Origin of the sequence: Amycolatopsis rhabdoformis (assembly GCF_035918295.1) — a bacterium.
GTDB classification, from domain to species: Bacteria; Actinomycetota; Actinomycetes; order Mycobacteriales; family Pseudonocardiaceae; genus Amycolatopsis; species Amycolatopsis rhabdoformis.
The window spans coordinates 8,876,935-8,893,114 of sequence record NZ_CP142149.1; the positions used below are offsets into that span (position 1 = coordinate 8,876,935).

The following is a 16,180-nucleotide window of genomic DNA, read 5'->3' on the forward strand; positions in this document are numbered from 1 at the left end:
GGCGGGCGTCTCAACGGCACCGTACCGCGCCGTGACGTCGGCCACCTGCGACGCGATTCACACGCTTGAAGGGTTGCCTGCGCGGCCCGCCAGCCTGGTACCCCGGGGCTGGACGTAAGCTGGGAAACCGTGCTGGTACTGGCGATCGATACCTCGACCCCGGCCGTGACCGCGGGCATCGTCGCCGTGGCCGAGTCGGAACTGACCACCCGGGCCGACCGCGTCACGGTCGACCCGCGAGCCCACGGCGAGCTCATCACGCCCCACGCCCTGGCCGCGGCCGAGGCGGCGGGCGTCACCCTGCGCGACCTCGACGCGATCGTGTGCGGCGTCGGCCCCGGCCCCTTCACGGGCCTGCGCGCCGGCATGGCCACCGCGGCCGCGTACGGCCACGCGCTCGACATCCCGGTGTACCCGGTCGGCAGCCTCGACGCCATCGCGGCCGAGGTCGTGCGCACCGACAAGCCGTTCCTCGTGCTCACCGACGCGCGCCGCCGCGAGGTGTACTGGGCCGAGTACGACGCGACCGGTGCGCGCGTGAGCGGCCCCCACGTGCAGCGCCCGGCCGAGGTCGAGACCACTTCCCGCGTCGCCGCCGGTGACGGTGCGCTGATCTACGCCGACGCGATCGGCGTGGTGCCCATCGAGCCGCGCTTCCCGTCGCCGGCCGGCCTGGTCCGCGTCGCTCGTGAAGCCCTGCTCTCCGGCGCGACCCCCGAGCCGCTGACGCCGCTGTACCTGCGCCGGCCCGACGCCGTCGAGCCGGCCGCGCGCAAGCGGGTGACCTCACCATGAAGCTCGACCGCCTGCGCCGCAGCGATCTGAAGCGCTGCGCGGAGATCGAGCAGGTGCTCTTCCCCGGCGACGACCCGTGGAGCGCCCGCGCGTTCCACTCCGAACTCGACCAGGGCCACTTCTACCTGGCCGCCCGGGCCGACGAGGGCGACGAGCTGCTCGGCTACGGCGGCCTCGCCGTGATGGGCCGCCGCGGCGAGTACGAGGCGGAGATCCACACCATCGGCGTGGTGCCCGAGGCCCAGGGCCAGGGCATCGGCAAGGCGCTACTGCGCGCGCTGCTCGACCGCGCCGACGAGGTGTCGGCGCCGGTGTTCCTCGAGGTGCGCACCGACAACGACACGGCCGTCGGCCTCTACGAACAGCACGGTTTCGAGAAGCTCGGCATCCGGAAGCGCTACTACCAGCCTTCCGGCGCCGACGCGTTCACCATGGCCCGCCCGGCGCGGACCCCGGCACGAGATGAGGTGGCCGGCTGATGTCGCGCGTCATCATGGGTATCGAGAGCTCCTGCGACGAGACCGGTGTCGGCCTCGTGCGCCTGCACGAAGACGGTTCGGTGGAACTGCTCGCCGACGAGGTCGCCTCCAGCGTCGAGCAGCACGCACGCTTCGGCGGCGTGGTGCCCGAGGTCGCGAGCCGCGCGCACCTCGAAGCGATGGTGCCCACGGCCGAGCGCGCCTTCGCCACGGCGGGGCTGAAGCTGTCCGATGTGGACGCCATCGCGGTCACCGCGGGGCCGGGCCTCGCGGGCGCGCTGCTGGTGGGTGTGTCGGCGGCGAAGGCCTACGCGTCGGCGCTCGACGTGCCGCTGTACGGCGTGAACCACCTGGCCGGCCACATCGCCGTGGACACGCTGCAGCACGGCCCGTTGCCCTCGCCGGTGCTCGCATTGCTGGTGTCCGGCGGCCACACCCAGCTGCTGCGGGTGGACGACATCGCCTCGAAGATCACCGAGATCGGGTCCACTGTGGACGACGCCGCCGGCGAGGCCTACGACAAGGTCGCGCGCGTGCTGGACCTGCCGTACCCGGGTGGGCCGCCGATCGACAAGGCGGCGAAGCTGGGCAACCCGTCGGCCATCGCGTTCCCGCGGGGCATGACCGGGCCGCGCGACGCGAAGTTCGACTTTTCGTTCTCCGGCTTGAAAACGGCGGTGGCCCGGTGGGTGGAGAACGTGGAGCGCGGCGGTGGCGCGGTGCCGGTGAACGACGTCGCGGCGTCATTCCAGGAAGCCGTGGCCGACGTGCTCACCGCGAAGGCCGTGAAGGCGGCGAAGGAGCAGGGGATCGGCACCATCGTGATCTCCGGTGGTGTCGCGGCGAACTCACGGCTCTCCGAGCTGGCGGCCGAACGCTGCGCCGCGGCCGGCCTGGAGCTGCGTGTGCCGCGGCCCCGGCTGTGCACGGACAACGGCGCGATGATCGCGGCGCTGGGCGCCCACGTGGTCGCGGCGGGCCGGCCGACGGCGCCGATGGAGTTCTCGGCCAACCCCGGGCTGTCGGTCGAGATCGTCTCGCTCTAGCCGCGGGCCCGCTCCAGCGCGGTCTTCACGCCGAGCAGGAGCTCGATCGCGTCGGTGGCCTTCTCGGCGGCGTGGCCGTCGCCGTAGGGGTTGGGCGTGGCCGCGGGGCAGAGGCTCCCGGCCAGCAGCCGCGTGGCCGTGTCCACGATCTTCGCCGGATCCGTGCCCACGAGCCACGCGCAGCCGGCGTCCACGGCTTCGGCGCGTTCGGTCACTTCGCGCAGCACGAGCACGGGCGTGCCGAACGTCGGCGCTTCCTCCTGGATGCCGCCGGAATCGGTGAGCACGAGAGCGGCCAGGCGCAGCGCGCGGACGAGGTCGGGGTACTCGAGCGGCTCGGTGATCCTCACACGCTCGATCCCGCCGAGGGCCGCGGTCACCTGCGCGCGCACGGCCGGGTTGGGGTGCACGGGGAACAGCACCTGCACGTCGGCGTGAGTCTCGACGATGCGGCGCACGGCCGCCAACGTGCGGTCCAGCGGCTCGCCCCACGACTCGCGGCGGTGCGACGTGACCAGCACCAGCCGCTCACCGGCCTCGGCGATCTCCATCTCCAGCAGCGCCAGAGCGGGATCGTGTGCGGGCAGGTCGCGCGCCGTGATGGCCAGCACCGCGTCGACCACCGTGTTGCCGGTCAGCACGATCCTCTCGACCGCGACACCTTCCGCGCGCAACGCCTTCGCCGCCGTCTCCGTGGGCGCCAGGTGCAGCGCGGCGATGCGCGCCACCATCTGCCGCGTGCCTTCTTCGGGGAACGGCGCGGCCAGGTCGTTCGTGCGCAGCCCGGCTTCGAGGTGCACCACCGGGATGCCCAGCCAGAACGCCGCGAGCGCCCCCGCCAGCCCCGTCGTGGTGTCGCCCTGCACGACCACTGCCGCCGGTCGCGAGCTTCGCAGCACCTCGTCCAACGCCGGCAGCAGCCCGCTCACCAGCTCGGCCTGCGTACCGCTCACGCGTTCGGGCACGTCGAGCCACGCGTCCACGCTCAGCCCGAACGGCACCAGCGCCTGCTCGACCATCCCCTGGTGCTGGCCACTGTGCACCAGCACGGGCCGCACACCGGCGCGCGCCTCGAGCGCCACCGCCAGCGGCGCCAGCTTCACCGCCTCCGGCCGCGTGCCGGCCAGCAAGATCACGTCCACGTGTTCCACACTTTCGAGTGTCCCGGAAATCCCGGCGTGCCGACGATCGCGCGGCCGGCCGGGATTTTTGGTGCGCCGCTGCCGGTGGCTGTCGTGCGCCGTCGGGCGGGGGTGTTGCTCGCGGTGCCAGTCGGCTCCGCGGTTCGCGTCGGTACCGCGGTCGGACGGCGCGCACGGTTGATCGCGACGGCCGTTGATGACGGCAGTAGTTGATCAGGGCAGTGGTCGCTGTGCTGCTCGTCGACTGTCGCTTGTGGTCGGTTCGTGCCCCGGTTCGCCCGTGGCTGCCCGGAAACCGGGCCACAGTCCGTGGGCCACCGAAGGTTCTCGGTGGCCCACGGCACTGCTAGTCGCTCGTGCGGGCGAACCGCCGGTTGCGGCGGTAGGCGGCGATCACGGCGACGGTTCCGAGGATCACGAGGAGCCCGCCGATCGTGAGCCACCAGCCGACGTCGGCACCGGTGGACGCGAGGGTGCCCACGCCGCCACCGGCGACGGCGACGCCCGCACCTGGCATCTTGTACATCAGTCGCTCACCCCGGACCGGTCAGGCGACCGAACGGCGACGGCTGAACCGCAGGCCGACCGGCACGGCGATGGCCGCGAGCACGCCGAAGCCCACCCACATGCCGGCACCGGACGCGAGCGGCATCGGCGGGGCCGCCGGGCCGCACTTCGCGGACGCCAGGATCACGTCACCCGAACCGAGGGCGCCGATCACGCCGCCGAGCAGCTTGAGGTGCAGCGCGTTCACGGTGAGGCTGCCGTCGGGGTTCTTGACCTGCTCGTTGAGGATCAGCGTGGCGACGTTGACCGGCCCGAGCGCGACCTGGAGCTGGGTGTTCGGCGCCGGGTTCGCGTTGATCTTGCCGAGGCTGCCCAGGTTGGCGTCGGCCAGCGTCGCGCTGCCCGTGACGCCGGCCTGGGTGGCGGTGCACACGGCCTGGATCACGCCGACGTTCACCTTGCCGAGCGCCGCACCGAGCAGCGGCAGCCCGACGCCGGCGACGGACGCCTTCGCCGTGACCGCGCCCGAGTTGTCGTCGCGCATCGCCGAGCTGGTGACGGCGCCCGTGGCGAGGATGCCCGGCACGGTGATGCTGGCGAGCGCCGCCGACGTGGGGCCGTCGGTGTTCGACGGCGAGAGCGGGCCGGCCTGCACGGCGTTGGCGCCGAGCAGCTTCACGTTGACATTCGCGCCGTACGCGGAACCGTCACCGGGTGCCGCCGACGCCGGAACAGCCCCGGCGAGGGCGATACTCGCCACCACAGCGGCGAGCATCCCGCCTCGTCGCAAGAGGTGTTTCTTCACTGGTCCTCCGATTTTTGTCAGGGCGAGCCGCTGCACGGACGAATCCCGCTCAACAAGAGTCGGCACGCGAATCGAATATCGGTGGTGGTGCCGGAAATGGCACTCAATTTCGGGGAGACCACCGGATCGAGTGGTTTCATCGAGCGGTCTCCCCACGTCGGTGAGGGCATCACTCGAACGGCCTAGCAAGGTTCTCGCCATTCGTGCCGAAAGGCGCTGGGAGGTCCCTGAGAAGGGGGATACCCGTCGAAAGTTCCGGCACCTGTGTCCTACGCTGCTGCCGGGGTCCGCCGTTCTTCGTAGGTTTCCGGCTGAGAGGGTCGTCGTGGCAGTAGCGAACACACCTGTGTCCCCCGTCTCCCGGTTTCCGCTGCGTGTGGCGGTGCTCGGGGTGGTGGCGGTGGGCGTGGTCCTCGTGCTCGTCGAGCGGGTCTACCGCGAGATGGAAGTGCAGCTCGCCGGGGCGATACTAAGGGTGATCACCTCATCGGGTGTTTATGTGGCCGCCAGTCGTGAATCTGTGTACTTCGGGTTATCCAGCGCTACTCCGTTCGGGTTGAGAATGACCCCGGAATGCTCTTCTGTATTCCTGTTGTTGCCACTTCTGTTGGTGACCGCGGTGCTCCTCTACTTCCGTCCGCAGAATGCGCGCCGCCTGTTTCTTTCGCTGGGAATTGCCGCGATAGCCGTCATTCTCGTTAATCAGTTACGAATTCTCACCATCGTCGGTCTCGTGCACTTGCTGGGCACCGACGAGGGCTACTACTGGGGCCACACGCTGCTCGGCTCGATGGTCAGCGTGCTCGGCGGCGCGGTGTCGCTCGTGCTGTTCGTGTGGCTCGCCACGCGCAAGACCAAGGCGGAGAAGCTGCGGGCCGAGCAGGCCCAGGCGTGAACGACACCGGCTTCAAGGTCCTGCTCTCGATCACCCAGGCGTTCGCGCTCACGATGAGCGTGGCGTTCATCGTCTACGTCGCGATGATCGTGGTGCCCTACCTGCGCCGCAAACCCGCGCCGGTGGGGGATCCCGACGACTTCGCGTGGCACTTCTTCGTGCCGTGCCGCGACGAAGAGGCCGTGATCCGCGAGACCGTGAAGTACCTGCGCACCACCTTCCGCCGCGCGCACGTGTGGGTCGTCGACGACGACTCCGACGACCGCACCGCCCGCGTCGTGCGCTCGATCTGGCGGCGCAACGGCGGCTACGACACCAACCTGCACCTCGTCGAACGCCGGCGCCCCGAAGCCCGCACCGGCAAGGGTGACGCGCTCAACGCCGCCTACCGCGAGCTCACCGACTGGCTCGAACCCGGCACGGACCACGACCGCGTGGTGGTGGTCGTGGTGGACGCCGACGGCCGCCCTGCCGCCAACTGCCTCGAGGTCTGCGCCGCCGAGCACCTCTTCGGCGACCGGAAGATCGGCGCTGTGCAGCTCGACGTGCGCATGAGCAACGTCCGCACCCGCCCGCCGGGGCGCACCTGGTTCGCCCGCGCGTTCGGCCTCAAGCTCGCCCAGCTGCAGGACCTGGAGTTCCGCACAGCCATCGCCGCCATCCAGACCTCCCGCGGCTTCACCGGCACCATCTCCATGGGCGGCAACGGCCAGTTCACCCGCCTCGCGGCCCTCGACTCCATCGCCGGCGACTCGGCCCAGCCCTGGCGCGGCTCCCTGCTGGAGGACTTCGAACTCGGCGTCCACCTGCTCACGGCGGGCTGGCGCACCGGCTTCACACCGGATTCCCATGTGGCACAGGAAGGTCTGTACAGCCTGCGGCGCTTCCTCGTGCAGCGCACGCGCTGGGGCCAGGGCACGATGCAGTGCTCGCGCTACCTGCGCCGCATCTGGGACTCACCGCACGTGTCCACGCTGGGCGCCGCGGAGATGATGTACTACCTGGCGCAGCCGTGGATGCAGCTGCTCGGCTCGCTGCTCTACCCGGTGCCCTTCATCCTCCTGCTGGCCTCCACGGCCGGCGACCCGTCCCAGGTCTGGACCTGGTTCACCGGCGGCGCGTGGATCCTGTTCGCGATCTACGGCTCGTTCGGCCTGCTGCCCTTCATCGTGTGGGGGCCGATCTACCAGATGAAATGCCTGGGCAGCAAGAACATCCTCCGCGGCCTCGGCATGGGCCTGCTCTACGCGGCCTACATCTACACCTTCTACATCACGTCCTGGCGCGCCGTCACCCGTCTCATCCGCCGCCGCAACGGCTGGTCGAAAACGCGACGCAACACGGAGGTCACGTCCGGCGTCGCAGTGGCCCTCGACAGCTGACGCCTGCGCTGCACAAGTTCCGGATTGAGGGTACGACGTTGCCATGTCTGGAGAGTGAATGAAGCTGACTCTGACGTACCAGGGCCTTCTGCCGGCAACGCAGAGGGGAGCGGGCAGGACCAAAGCAACGCTGCGCAAGGCATTCCACCCCCAAATCGAGGCTCAGATCAGTCCTCGCTTGGGGGTTCTGCCCCTCATGTGACGACAGAGTTCGAAGGTTTCACCTTCGTGTCTCCTGCCCATCGGAACTTTCGAACGGCCGTCGAAATCGACGTCCTGCTGCTGACACCGAGGTCTTCACGAAGCTATGGAGACGTGGACAATCGCTTGAGGACACTGGTAGACGGTTTGACGTGGCCTGCGAACTCCCAGCAGATGAACGACTTCGAGGCGCTGGCTGACGGTGGGCCGACGTACTGTTTGATGGATGGCGATGATCTGGTGAAGCGGCTGACTGTCGACGCGCGGCCATGGTTTGGGCGGGGAAGTGGCGACAATGAAGCCTCGGTTGTCGTGACTGCGACTGTTGTCCTCGGTGACGACGCTGATCTGATGTCGCCAACGGGCAACCTGTTCATGATCCTCTGAACAGTGGGCTGAGATCGCGACCTCCGGCAGCGTGCGAGACGGTGCCGTTTTGACGACACTGCTGCGGCGCCTCGCCGTCGCGCTCACCCTCGTCACCGACGACAAGAACGAAGGGCCCCTCCAGATTCCTGAAGGGGCCCTTTCCAGCTCAAGATCAGAACGCCGGCTTCAGCACCACATCATCCAGGTTCAGGTACTCGACCCGGTGCCCGAACTGGACCTCCACGTACTTCATCTTCCCGCGCACCACCACGTGATCCGCCACGTCGAACGTGGTCGCCGAGTAGTACTCCGACGGCACGATCCCGCCCACGGCGTACTTCTGGCCCGCGGCGAGCGTGTACGGCATGGGAGCCAGCGCCTGCACGGTCACGTTCGCCGGGTACGCCGACGCCTCCGGGAAAGCGCGCCCGTACACCGGAATCGTGGCCTTGCCCGGCTTCGGCGTGGCCACGAGGCCGGTCGCCGGCACCACGGTGGAGCTGGGCAGCCAGCCCTTCTGCCCGAGGTACCAGATCGCCGTCCAGCCGCCCTGGTGCCCGGCCACGGCGTACTGCTGGCCGGTGGCCACGCGGCTGCCGACGTCGGACACGTCCATTGTGGACGCGCCGGTGCCGTGCAGCCCGACGTCCGACAGCAGTGGCGACGAAGCGTCCGGCGCGGTGTGCAGCACCACGGCCTCCGAGCCCCGCGCGGCACACGCGTTGCCGGAGCCGATCTTGTCGCAGCCGGTGAACACGGGCCGGTTGGCGGCGAACTTCGGTGCGACCGTCACCATCGACGAGCCCGGCCGTCCGGTGGCCTTGATCGGTGCGCCGAGCAGGTCGAAGTAGTGCGACCAGTCCCAGTAGGGCCCCGGGTCCCAGTGCATGCCGGCGATCGTGGCCGGCGTGGTGCCGGGCACGTTGTCGTGGCCGATGATGTGCGCCCGGTCGAGCGGTACGCCGTAGCGCTTCGCGAGGTAGCCGACGAGCTTCGCCGACGACCGGTACATCGCTTCGGTGTACCAGGTGCCCTGCGCGGCGAAGCCCTCGTGCTCGACGCCGATCGACTTCGCGTTCACGTACCAGTTGCCCGCGTGCCAGCCGACGTCCTTGGTCGGCACGTGCTGGGCGATCAGGCCGTCCTGCGAACGCACGGTGTAGTGCCACGCGAGGTACGTCGGGTCCTGCGCCAGCGTGAGCGCATCGGCCCAGTAGCCCTCGGTGTCGTGGATGACGATCGTGTCGATCTTCTGGCTCTGCGGCCGGTTCGCGATGTCGTGGTTGCCGTAGTCACCGTCCGGCAGCTCCTGGTACGGCGCGGGCACGGACTCGCACGCCACCGTCTTCGGGCACTCCGTGGCGGGCGGCGCGTCGGCCCTGAGGCCCAGCGCGTCGGCCTGCTTCGTGTCGGGCGTGACATCGGACGCCGGCGCGAGCTTCACGGCCTGGCCGTCGTCCGTGGTGCGTGCGACGCCGGTCTTGATCGTGTCGTAGACCTCGTCGGCGAACGTCCGCGCCGCCGCGACGTCGTCCGACCCGCTGTACTTCGCGACGGCGCCGTACCACTCCTTCGCGTCTTCGCTGCGTACGCCGAGCTCGCGCTGGTACTCGGCCAGCAGGGCCGCGCCGCCACGGATGTTCTGCGCCGGATCGCTGCGCACCGTCGCCGCGTCCGTGTGCAGCAGCGCCGCGGCCTCGTCCACGGTCTGCAGGCTCGGCGGTGGCGCCGCGGGCTGCGTCACCTTCGGCCGCAACGCCGGGCGCGCGTCGTCACCCCGCGGATCTTCGGTGTCGCCGGCGAACTCGTTGGTGACCACGCCGGCCGTGCGCAGGTCGGTGAGGTGCATCGGCCCGTAACCGGCGGCGGTGCTGGGCGTGCCCGCGTTGTAGTCCCACCGGGACTCCAGGTAGGACACGCCGAGCAACACGCCGACCGGCACCCCGAACTCCTTCGCGGCGTTCGCGAAGTCCTGCTGGCGCTGCTGGTCCGACGGTTGCGCCTGCGCGGGCAGCGGCGTCGCCAACGCGACCGCCAGCAACCCCGCGCCTCCCGCGACGGCCAACCGCCGCGCAAGGGTGTGGGACATGGTGGGGACCCCCAGGTGTAGGTGCTGTTCCGGCAGAACTTAACCGGAAACGGGGGCAGCTGGTAAGACTCCGCTGGCGTGGTTCACCCGGCCGCTCAACGCCCCACCACGAGCACCAGCGACCCGTCGTAGGCGGGCTGGTGGCGGAGGTGTCCGTGGCGGGCTTCCCACGTGCCGTCGGCGAGGTCCCGGCGGAGGTCGGTTTCAAAGCGCTGGGTGACGCCGTCGTCGACAAAGCTCCACGCCGAGCACGCCTGCCGAGCCGCCGGGTCCAGCAGCCGTTCGGGCCGCGCGTAGTACGCCTCGTTGAACCCGTCGACGCAGTCCCGCGGAATCGGCACCGGGATCATCTCCACCTGCCCGCCGAGCCCCGCCGCGAGGTCGCCGAGGGCCGGGTAGCGGCGCGCCTCCGTGTCGAGCACCTCCGGCGCGTACTCGTGGAGCCAGAACTCCCGCACCCGCTCGGGATCGCACGTGAGGATCACGACCGGTCCCGTCGTGACCCGCCGGACCTCGCCGAGCCCCTTCGGCAGATCCGGCCACTGGTGCACGGTGAACGTCGCCATCGCCGCATCGAAACTCCGGTCGGCGAACGGCAGGTCCTCCGCCGTGGCGTCCACCGCCGGCCTCTCCGCGGGCCGCAACGCCCGCATCGACGCCGACGGCTCGACCGCCGTCACCACCCGGCCCAGCGGCTCATACGACCCCGCCCCAGCTCCGACGTTCAGCACGCGCTCCGCGTCGCCCAACGCCCGTTCGACGGCGGCGGCGATCCGCAGGTCGGGGTTGCGGAAACCGGTGTAGACCTTGCCGATCTCGCCGTAGTCCGCGTCGCCGGCGCTGCCGTCGGCCATCCTGTTGATCATGGGGCGAGGGTAGCCATCGTGGGGTGGTTTTCGGTTCGACCAAGAACCTCAGTGGGCGCGGAACTCGTCCAGCAGCCGGAAAAATACCGCCAACGGCTCCTCTTCACCCGCGTGCTGCTCGATCGCCGTCGCCCAGCCCCTCGACATCGACCACCCCATCCGCTCGCTCACCCACTGGGCGAACTTCCCGCTCGGCCCCATCACGAACTCCTCGCCGATCCTGTGCACTCTCAGCGCCGCTTCGTAGCCGATGAGCAAGTTCTCCAGGTCGAGTAGCGAACCGTGGCGCAGCCACATCAACGGACGCAGGCGGATCTGGTCGAGCAGACCCTGCGCGTCGCGGCACGCGGACAGCGGCAGGACCGCCCCGGGAACCAACTCCGCGATCAACTCGCGCACCCGATCCCGGATCTCGTCCCGGATCGGCCGGATGTCGGCCAGGGACTTCCCGGCCGGGTCCTCGAGCGTCCAGTCGAGGTAGGTCGTGCCGGGGAAGACCGGGCAGGTGTCGCCGCAGCCCATGGTGATCACGACGTCGGAGGCGTGCACGGCGTCGGGCGTGAGGATCTTCGGGGTTTCGGCCGAGATGTCGATGCCGGCCTCCGCCATGGCGGCGACCACGGCCGGGTTGAGCGAATCGGCCGGGGCGGAGCCGGCCGAGCGCACCTCGATGTGGCGGCCCGCGAAGTGGCTGAGGAACGCGGCGGCCATCTGGGAGCGGCCCGCGTTGTGCACGCAGACGAACAGCACGGACGGGCGGTGCGTGGTCATGGCTGGGTCTCCTGGAGTGCGGGGGCTCGGCCGAACACCACGGCGACGAGCCCGAGGCCGAGGACCGCGCCGACGAGCTGCGCGACCACGAACGGCAGGACCGAGGCCGGCGCGATGCCGGCGAAGCTGTCGGTGAAGGCCCGCCCGATCGTGACGGCGGGGTTCGCGAACGACGTGGACGAGGTGAACCAGTAGGCGGCGCCGATGAACGACGCCACCGCCACCGGCGCGTACCGGGCGTGGCCGCTGCGGTTCAGGCCGAAGATCAGCAGGAGCAGCCCGGCCGTCGCCACGACTTCGCCCAGCCAGAGGTGCCCGGCGGACCGGTCGTGCCCCGACCACTGCACGAGGGCTCGGCCGAACATCGCGTTGGCCAGGATCGCGCCACCGATGCCGCCGACAATCTGCGCGGGCACGTAGGCCGCGACCTCGCGCGGCGTGAGGCCCTCGCCGCTGACTCGCCCGGTGTACCAGTCCGCGAGCGAGACCACCGGGTTGAAGTGCGCGCCCGAAACCGGCCCGAGCAACGCGATCAGCACGCCGAGGCCGAAGACCGTGGCCAGCGAGTTCGCCAGCAGCTGCACACCCACATCCGGCGACAGCGAGGCCGCCTGGATCCCGGACCCGACGACCACGGCCACCAGCGCCGCCGTGCCCACCACCTCGGCGGCGGCCCGGCGGGCGAGCGGCGGCCTCACGCGCCGGCTCGTTGCGGGGCGCGCAGTACGGCCGCGAGACGCTCCATTGTGGACGGCAGAGCCCAGTAGTACACCCACGTCCCACGCCGCTCGCAGTCGATCAACCCCGCCTGCCGCAACAACTTCAGGTGGTGCGAGATCGTCGGCTGCGCCAGGTCGAACGCCGGCGTCAGCTCACACACGCACATCTCGCCCCCCTCGCGCGACGCGATCATCGACAGCAGCCGCAGCCGCACCGGGTCACCCAGTGCCTTGAACACGCGGGCCAGCTCCGTCGCGTCGGCTTCGTCCAGCGGCGCCGAGGCGAGCCCCGCACAGCAGGCGTCTTGCATTGACATCTGTCTATCTTGACGTTCGTCGATCCAAGGCGCAAGGTTGTATCCACAAACATCGATGCAAGCAGATGAACGGCCCCTTTCGCGGGCCGGTGAGGAGCTGCGCCATGACCGAAGCAGACCTGCGCGAAACCGTGCGGCGGCGCTACGCCGCGGCTGCGGTGAAGGTCAGCGAGGGCGCGACCGCGTGTTGCGGCCCGGCGCCCGCGGAAGTCGCCGAGGGTGCTGCCTCGTGCTGCGGCCCCGCACCGGTGGAGGTCGACGACAACTTCGGCCCCACCCTCTACGCCGCCGACGAACGCGAAGCCCTGCCCGCCGAAGCCGTCGCCGCTTCACTGGGCTGCGGCAACCCCACCGCCGTCGCCGACCTCAACCCCGGCGAGCGCGTCCTCGATCTCGGCTCCGGCGGCGGCATCGACGTGCTGCTCTCCGCCCGCCGCGTCGGCCCCTCGGGCAAGGCCTACGGCCTCGACATGACCGACGAGATGCTTTCCCTGGCCCGCGCCAACGCCGCCAAAGCCGGCGCCACCAACGTCGAATTCCTCAAGGGCACCATCGAAGCCATCCCGCTCCCGTCGAACTCCATCGACGTGGTGATCTCCAACTGCGTGATCAACCTGTCCACCGACAAGCCGGCCGTCTTCGCGGAATCCTTCCGCGTCCTCAGGCCCGGCGGCCGCCTCGGCATCTCCGACGTCCTCGCCGACGACCACCTCTCCCCAGCCCAACGCGCCGAACGCGGCGACTACGTCGGCTGCATCGCCGGCGCCCTCTCCTTCGCCGAATACCGCGCCGGCCTCACCGCCGCCGGCTTCACGTCCATCGAGATCACCCCGACGCACCCTGTGGCGGACGGCATGCACTCGGCCTTGGTGCGGGCTGTGCGGCCGGTGGACGGGTCTGCGGAGTAACGCCGGTCGGGTGAGACGTCCGTGCGCGATGAGGCGCGCTCACCCTTGACCCCGACGTCCCGGCACCGATTGCCGCCACGCGACTCGCTGGCACACTGGCGTGAGCACGTCCAAGCGACTCCACGGAACCACCACGCGACAAAGCCGCCGGTCAGGCCCGGTGGGGCGAAGTTTCCCCACGTCGGATGGACCCTCCTTGCAAACCTGGCACTCCCGTGGCTAGAGTGCTAATCGCACGGCCCGACAGCCCCGGCACCCGCGACGGCGGGGGTGGTAGGAGCCGTAACTCATCCTGCCGACGCTTTCGACGACCGTGGAGGTCAACCCGGTGAGCGTGAACATCAAGCCGCTCGAGGACAAGATCGTTGTCCAGACGAGCGAGGCCGAGGAGACGACCGCTTCCGGCCTCGTCATCCCCGACACTGCCAAGGAAAAGCCCCAGGAGGGCAAGGTTCTGGCCGTGGGCCCGGGCCGGATCGACGACAAGGGCAACCGCGTGCCGCTCGACGTGGCCGTGGGCGACGTCGTGATCTACTCCAAGTACGGCGGCACCGAGGTCAAGTACAACGGCGAGGACTACCTCATCCTCTCCGCCCGCGACGTGCTGGCCGTCATCAACTGACGTCCGCTCGCAGCGCATGACGCCCCGGGCCCCGCACAAGCCGGGGGACGGGGCGTTCTTGCGTCATAAACCACCTGAAAGGTAAGCGGAACACGCTATGCCCAAGCAGATCAGTTTCGACGAGGACGCTCGTCGCGCGCTCGAGCGCGGGGTGAACAAGCTCGCCGACGCCGTCAAGGTGACCCTCGGCCCGCGCGGTCGCCACGTGGTTCTGGACAAGAAGTTCGGCGGCCCGACCATCACCCTCGACGGTGTCACCGTCGCGCGTGAGATCGAGCTCGACGACCCGTTCGAGAACCTCGGCGCCCAGCTGGCCAAGAACGTGGCCACGAAGACCAACGACGTCGCCGGTGACGGCACGACCACGGCCACCGTGCTCGCGCAGTCGCTGGTCCGCGTCGGCCTCCGCAACGTGGCCGCCGGCGCCAACCCGACCGCGGTCGGCAAGGGCATCGAGGCCGCGGCCGAGAAGGTCGTCGAGATCCTCAAGTCCAAGGCGACGCCGGTCAAGGGCCGCGAGAACATCGCGCAGGTCGGCACCGTCACCTCCCGCGACGCCACGATCGGCCAGCTGCTCGGCGAGGCCGTCGAGCGCGTGGGCGAGGACGGCGTGATCACGATCGAGGAGTCGTCGACCCTGGCGACCGAGCTCGTGATCACCGAGGGCGTGCAGTTCGACAAGGGCTTCCTGTCGGCGCACTTCGCCACCAACCCCGAGGACCAGAAGGCGATCCTCGAGGACGCCTACATCCTGCTGTCCCGCGAGAAGATCTCGTCGCTGGCCGACCTGCTCCCGGTGCTGGAGAAGGTCGTCGAGGCCAAGAAGCCGCTGCTGATCATCGCCGAGGACGTCGACGGCGAAGCGCTGTCCACCCTCGTGGTGAACTCGCTGCGCAAGACGATCACCGCCGTCGCGGTCAAGGCGCCGTTCTTCGGTGACCGCCGCAAGGCGTTCCTGGACGACCTCGCGTTCGTCACGGGCGGCGAGGTCGTGTCTGCCGAGATCGGTGTGAAGCTGTCGGAGATCGACCTCAGCTCGCTGGGTCGGGCGCGCCGGATCGTCGTCACCAAGGACGACACCACGATCGTCGACGGCGGCGGCTCCAAGGACGCCATCGCCGGCCGGATCGCGCAGATCCGCAAGGAGATCGAGACCACCGACTCCGACTGGGACCGCGAAAAGCTGCAGGAGCGGCTCGCGAAGCTCGGCGGCGGCGTGGCCGTGATCAAGGTCGGCGCGGCCACCGAGACCGAGCTCAACGAGCGCAAGCACCGCATCGAGGACGCCGTGGCGTCCACGAAGGCGGCCGTCGAAGAGGGCATCCTCCCCGGCGGCGGCTCGGCCCTGGTCCACGCCGTCAAGGAGCTCGAGGGCGACCTCGGCCTCACCGGCGACGAGGCCACGGGCGTCCGCATCGTCCGCGACGCGCTCACCGCGCCGCTCTTCTGGATCGCGACCAACGCGGGCCACGAAGGCGCGGTCATCGTGAACAAGGTCCAGGAGCAGAGCTGGGGCCACGGCTTCAACGCCGCCACCGGCGAGCTCACCGACCTGATCGCGGCGGGCATCGTCGACCCGGTCAAGGTGACCCGCTCGGCGGTCGCCAACGCCGCCTCCATCGCCCGGCTCGTGCTCACCACGGAAAGCTCCGTGGTCGAAAAGCCGGTCGACGAGGAACCCGACGCCGGCCACGGCCACGGACACGCGCACTGACGTCTGCTTCGTCGGTTCGCTGACGTTCGGTCAGTCGTTCGTTCAGCACGGAAGCGGGGCGGTACTCCTTCGGGAGTGCCGCCCCGCTTCTGGTTTTCGGGTCGTTTTTTGGGCTGGTTCGCTGCTGGGGCGAGGCTTCGTGGGCTGAGGTTCGCTGGGGTGCGGCCGCATTCGTCGATGTGTCTGACGCCCTCAGCTGTGCCCTTGCGGGACTGTTATGTCTGACGCTCTCGAGCGTGCCCTTGCGAGACCTGCTGCTTGAAGTCGCGCGCATGCTTGACCGGCGGAAGACCAGCTCCAGCCACTTTCACCTTGGTTCGGAGAACTTCTCGTCTGCGTCGCCGCCCAACGTCGGCCCGCTGCCTCGTGTCGGGCCGGCTCTGCGCGGCTTCGAGCTCGCGCCGGCTCGTGTTGAGCTTGTTTGAGGCTACCGGCTCACGTTCGGCCTGATCAGCCCGACTGTTCGCCTGCTCCAGCCAAGGTCGCACCTTCGCCGGCCGAGGTTATCCACAACTCGGCTCACCTGTGGACAACTCCGCTCACCAGCCGTTTT

General features: G+C 69.9%; 16 protein-coding genes and 1 pseudogene. 9 read left to right on the plus strand and 8 right to left on the minus strand.

Features of this window, described 5'->3' with window-relative positions:
• The first annotated feature begins 129 nt into the window (after positions 1-129).
• The 3 genes from tsaB to tsaD are packed head-to-tail and all read left to right on the plus strand — an operon-like array spanning position 130 to position 2,320.
• Positions 130-795 (plus strand): tRNA (adenosine(37)-N6)-threonylcarbamoyltransferase complex dimerization subunit type 1 TsaB, encoded by a 666-nt coding sequence (gene tsaB / locus VSH64_RS41275; RefSeq protein ID WP_326568149.1) that lies wholly within the window; start codon positions 130-132, stop codon positions 793-795.
• Entirely contained in the window at positions 792-1,274 is a 483-nt protein-coding gene (gene rimI, locus VSH64_RS41280; RefSeq protein ID WP_326568150.1) for a ribosomal protein S18-alanine N-acetyltransferase, read from the plus strand. Before tsaB ends, rimI begins: the two co-directional genes overlap by 4 nt.
• Positions 1,274-2,320: a tRNA (adenosine(37)-N6)-threonylcarbamoyltransferase complex transferase subunit TsaD gene (tsaD, locus tag VSH64_RS41285; RefSeq protein ID WP_326568151.1), complete on the plus strand. Its 1,047-nt coding sequence runs from the start codon at positions 1,274-1,276 to the stop codon at positions 2,318-2,320. The genes rimI and tsaD overlap by 1 nt, the downstream gene beginning before the upstream one ends.
• Here the strand turns inward: tsaD and wecB are convergent.
• The 3 genes from wecB to VSH64_RS41300 form a co-directional block, all read right to left on the minus strand.
• Positions 2,317-3,462, minus strand: a complete 1,146-nt coding sequence (gene wecB / locus VSH64_RS41290; protein ID WP_326568152.1) for a non-hydrolyzing UDP-N-acetylglucosamine 2-epimerase — start codon at positions 3,460-3,462, stop codon at positions 2,317-2,319. The genes tsaD and wecB overlap by 4 nt on opposite strands.
• Before the next feature lie 346 nt (positions 3,463-3,808).
• Positions 3,809-3,988: an LPXTG cell wall anchor domain-containing protein gene (locus VSH64_RS41295; protein WP_326568153.1), complete on the minus strand. Its 180-nt coding sequence runs from the start codon at positions 3,986-3,988 to the stop codon at positions 3,809-3,811.
• A 21-nt stretch (positions 3,989-4,009) separates the two neighbouring features.
• Positions 4,010-4,744 (minus strand): choice-of-anchor P family protein, encoded by a 735-nt coding sequence (locus tag VSH64_RS41300; RefSeq protein WP_326568154.1) that lies wholly within the window; start codon positions 4,742-4,744, stop codon positions 4,010-4,012.
• Positions 4,745-5,120: 376 nt separating this feature from the next.
• Between VSH64_RS41300 and xrtP the strand changes: the two genes are divergently transcribed.
• The 3 genes from xrtP to VSH64_RS41315 all read left to right on the plus strand — a co-directional run bounded on the left by xrtP (position 5,121) and on the right by VSH64_RS41315 (position 7,639).
• On the plus strand, positions 5,121-5,669 hold the full coding sequence (gene xrtP / locus VSH64_RS41305; RefSeq protein WP_326568155.1) for an exosortase P: 549 nt from the start codon (positions 5,121-5,123) through the stop codon (positions 5,667-5,669).
• 53 nt (positions 5,670-5,722) lie between these two features.
• Positions 5,723-7,051, plus strand: coding sequence for a glycosyltransferase family 2 protein (locus VSH64_RS41310; protein ID WP_326838177.1), 1,329 nt, complete (start codon positions 5,723-5,725; stop codon positions 7,049-7,051).
• Positions 7,052-7,426: 375 nt separating this feature from the next.
• Positions 7,427-7,639 (plus strand): hypothetical protein, encoded by a 213-nt coding sequence (locus VSH64_RS41315; protein ID WP_326568156.1) that lies wholly within the window; start codon positions 7,427-7,429, stop codon positions 7,637-7,639.
• A gap of 154 nt (positions 7,640-7,793) precedes the next feature.
• Here VSH64_RS41315 and VSH64_RS41320 read toward each other — a convergent pair whose 3' ends face one another.
• From VSH64_RS41320 to VSH64_RS41340, 5 genes and pseudogenes are all read right to left on the minus strand, one after another.
• Positions 7,794-9,710 (minus strand): N-acetylmuramoyl-L-alanine amidase, encoded by a 1,917-nt coding sequence (locus VSH64_RS41320; RefSeq protein ID WP_326568157.1) that lies wholly within the window; start codon positions 9,708-9,710, stop codon positions 7,794-7,796.
• 95 nt (positions 9,711-9,805) lie between these two features.
• Positions 9,806-10,576 (minus strand): class I SAM-dependent methyltransferase, encoded by a 771-nt coding sequence (locus VSH64_RS41325; protein ID WP_326568158.1) that lies wholly within the window; start codon positions 10,574-10,576, stop codon positions 9,806-9,808.
• Positions 10,577-10,945: 369 nt separating this feature from the next.
• Positions 10,946-11,347 (minus strand): annotated as a pseudogene (locus VSH64_RS41330) (arsenate reductase ArsC); the annotation flags it as partial.
• Positions 11,344-12,045, minus strand: a complete 702-nt coding sequence (locus VSH64_RS41335) for an MIP/aquaporin family protein (protein ID WP_326568159.1) — start codon at positions 12,043-12,045, stop codon at positions 11,344-11,346. The gene VSH64_RS41335 and the pseudogene VSH64_RS41330, both read right to left, overlap by 4 nt.
• The gene (locus VSH64_RS41340) at positions 12,042-12,383 is read right to left on the minus strand and encodes an ArsR/SmtB family transcription factor (protein WP_326568160.1); all 342 of its coding nucleotides are present in this window, start codon (positions 12,381-12,383) and stop codon (positions 12,042-12,044) included. Before VSH64_RS41340 ends, VSH64_RS41335 begins: the two co-directional genes overlap by 4 nt.
• Positions 12,384-12,487: 104 nt before the next feature.
• Between VSH64_RS41340 and arsM the strand changes: the two genes are divergently transcribed.
• The 3 genes from arsM (at position 12,488) to groL (ending at position 15,627) form a co-directional block, all read left to right on the plus strand.
• Positions 12,488-13,291, plus strand: a complete 804-nt coding sequence (gene arsM / locus VSH64_RS41345) for an arsenite methyltransferase (RefSeq protein WP_326568161.1) — start codon at positions 12,488-12,490, stop codon at positions 13,289-13,291.
• A 328-nt stretch (positions 13,292-13,619) separates the two neighbouring features.
• Positions 13,620-13,913, plus strand: a complete 294-nt coding sequence (gene groES / locus VSH64_RS41350; RefSeq protein WP_009072407.1) for a co-chaperone GroES — start codon at positions 13,620-13,622, stop codon at positions 13,911-13,913.
• 97 nt (positions 13,914-14,010) lie between these two features.
• Entirely contained in the window at positions 14,011-15,627 is a 1,617-nt protein-coding gene (gene groL, locus VSH64_RS41355; RefSeq protein ID WP_326568162.1) for a chaperonin GroEL, read from the plus strand.
• Positions 15,628-16,180: the final 553 nt, after the last annotated feature.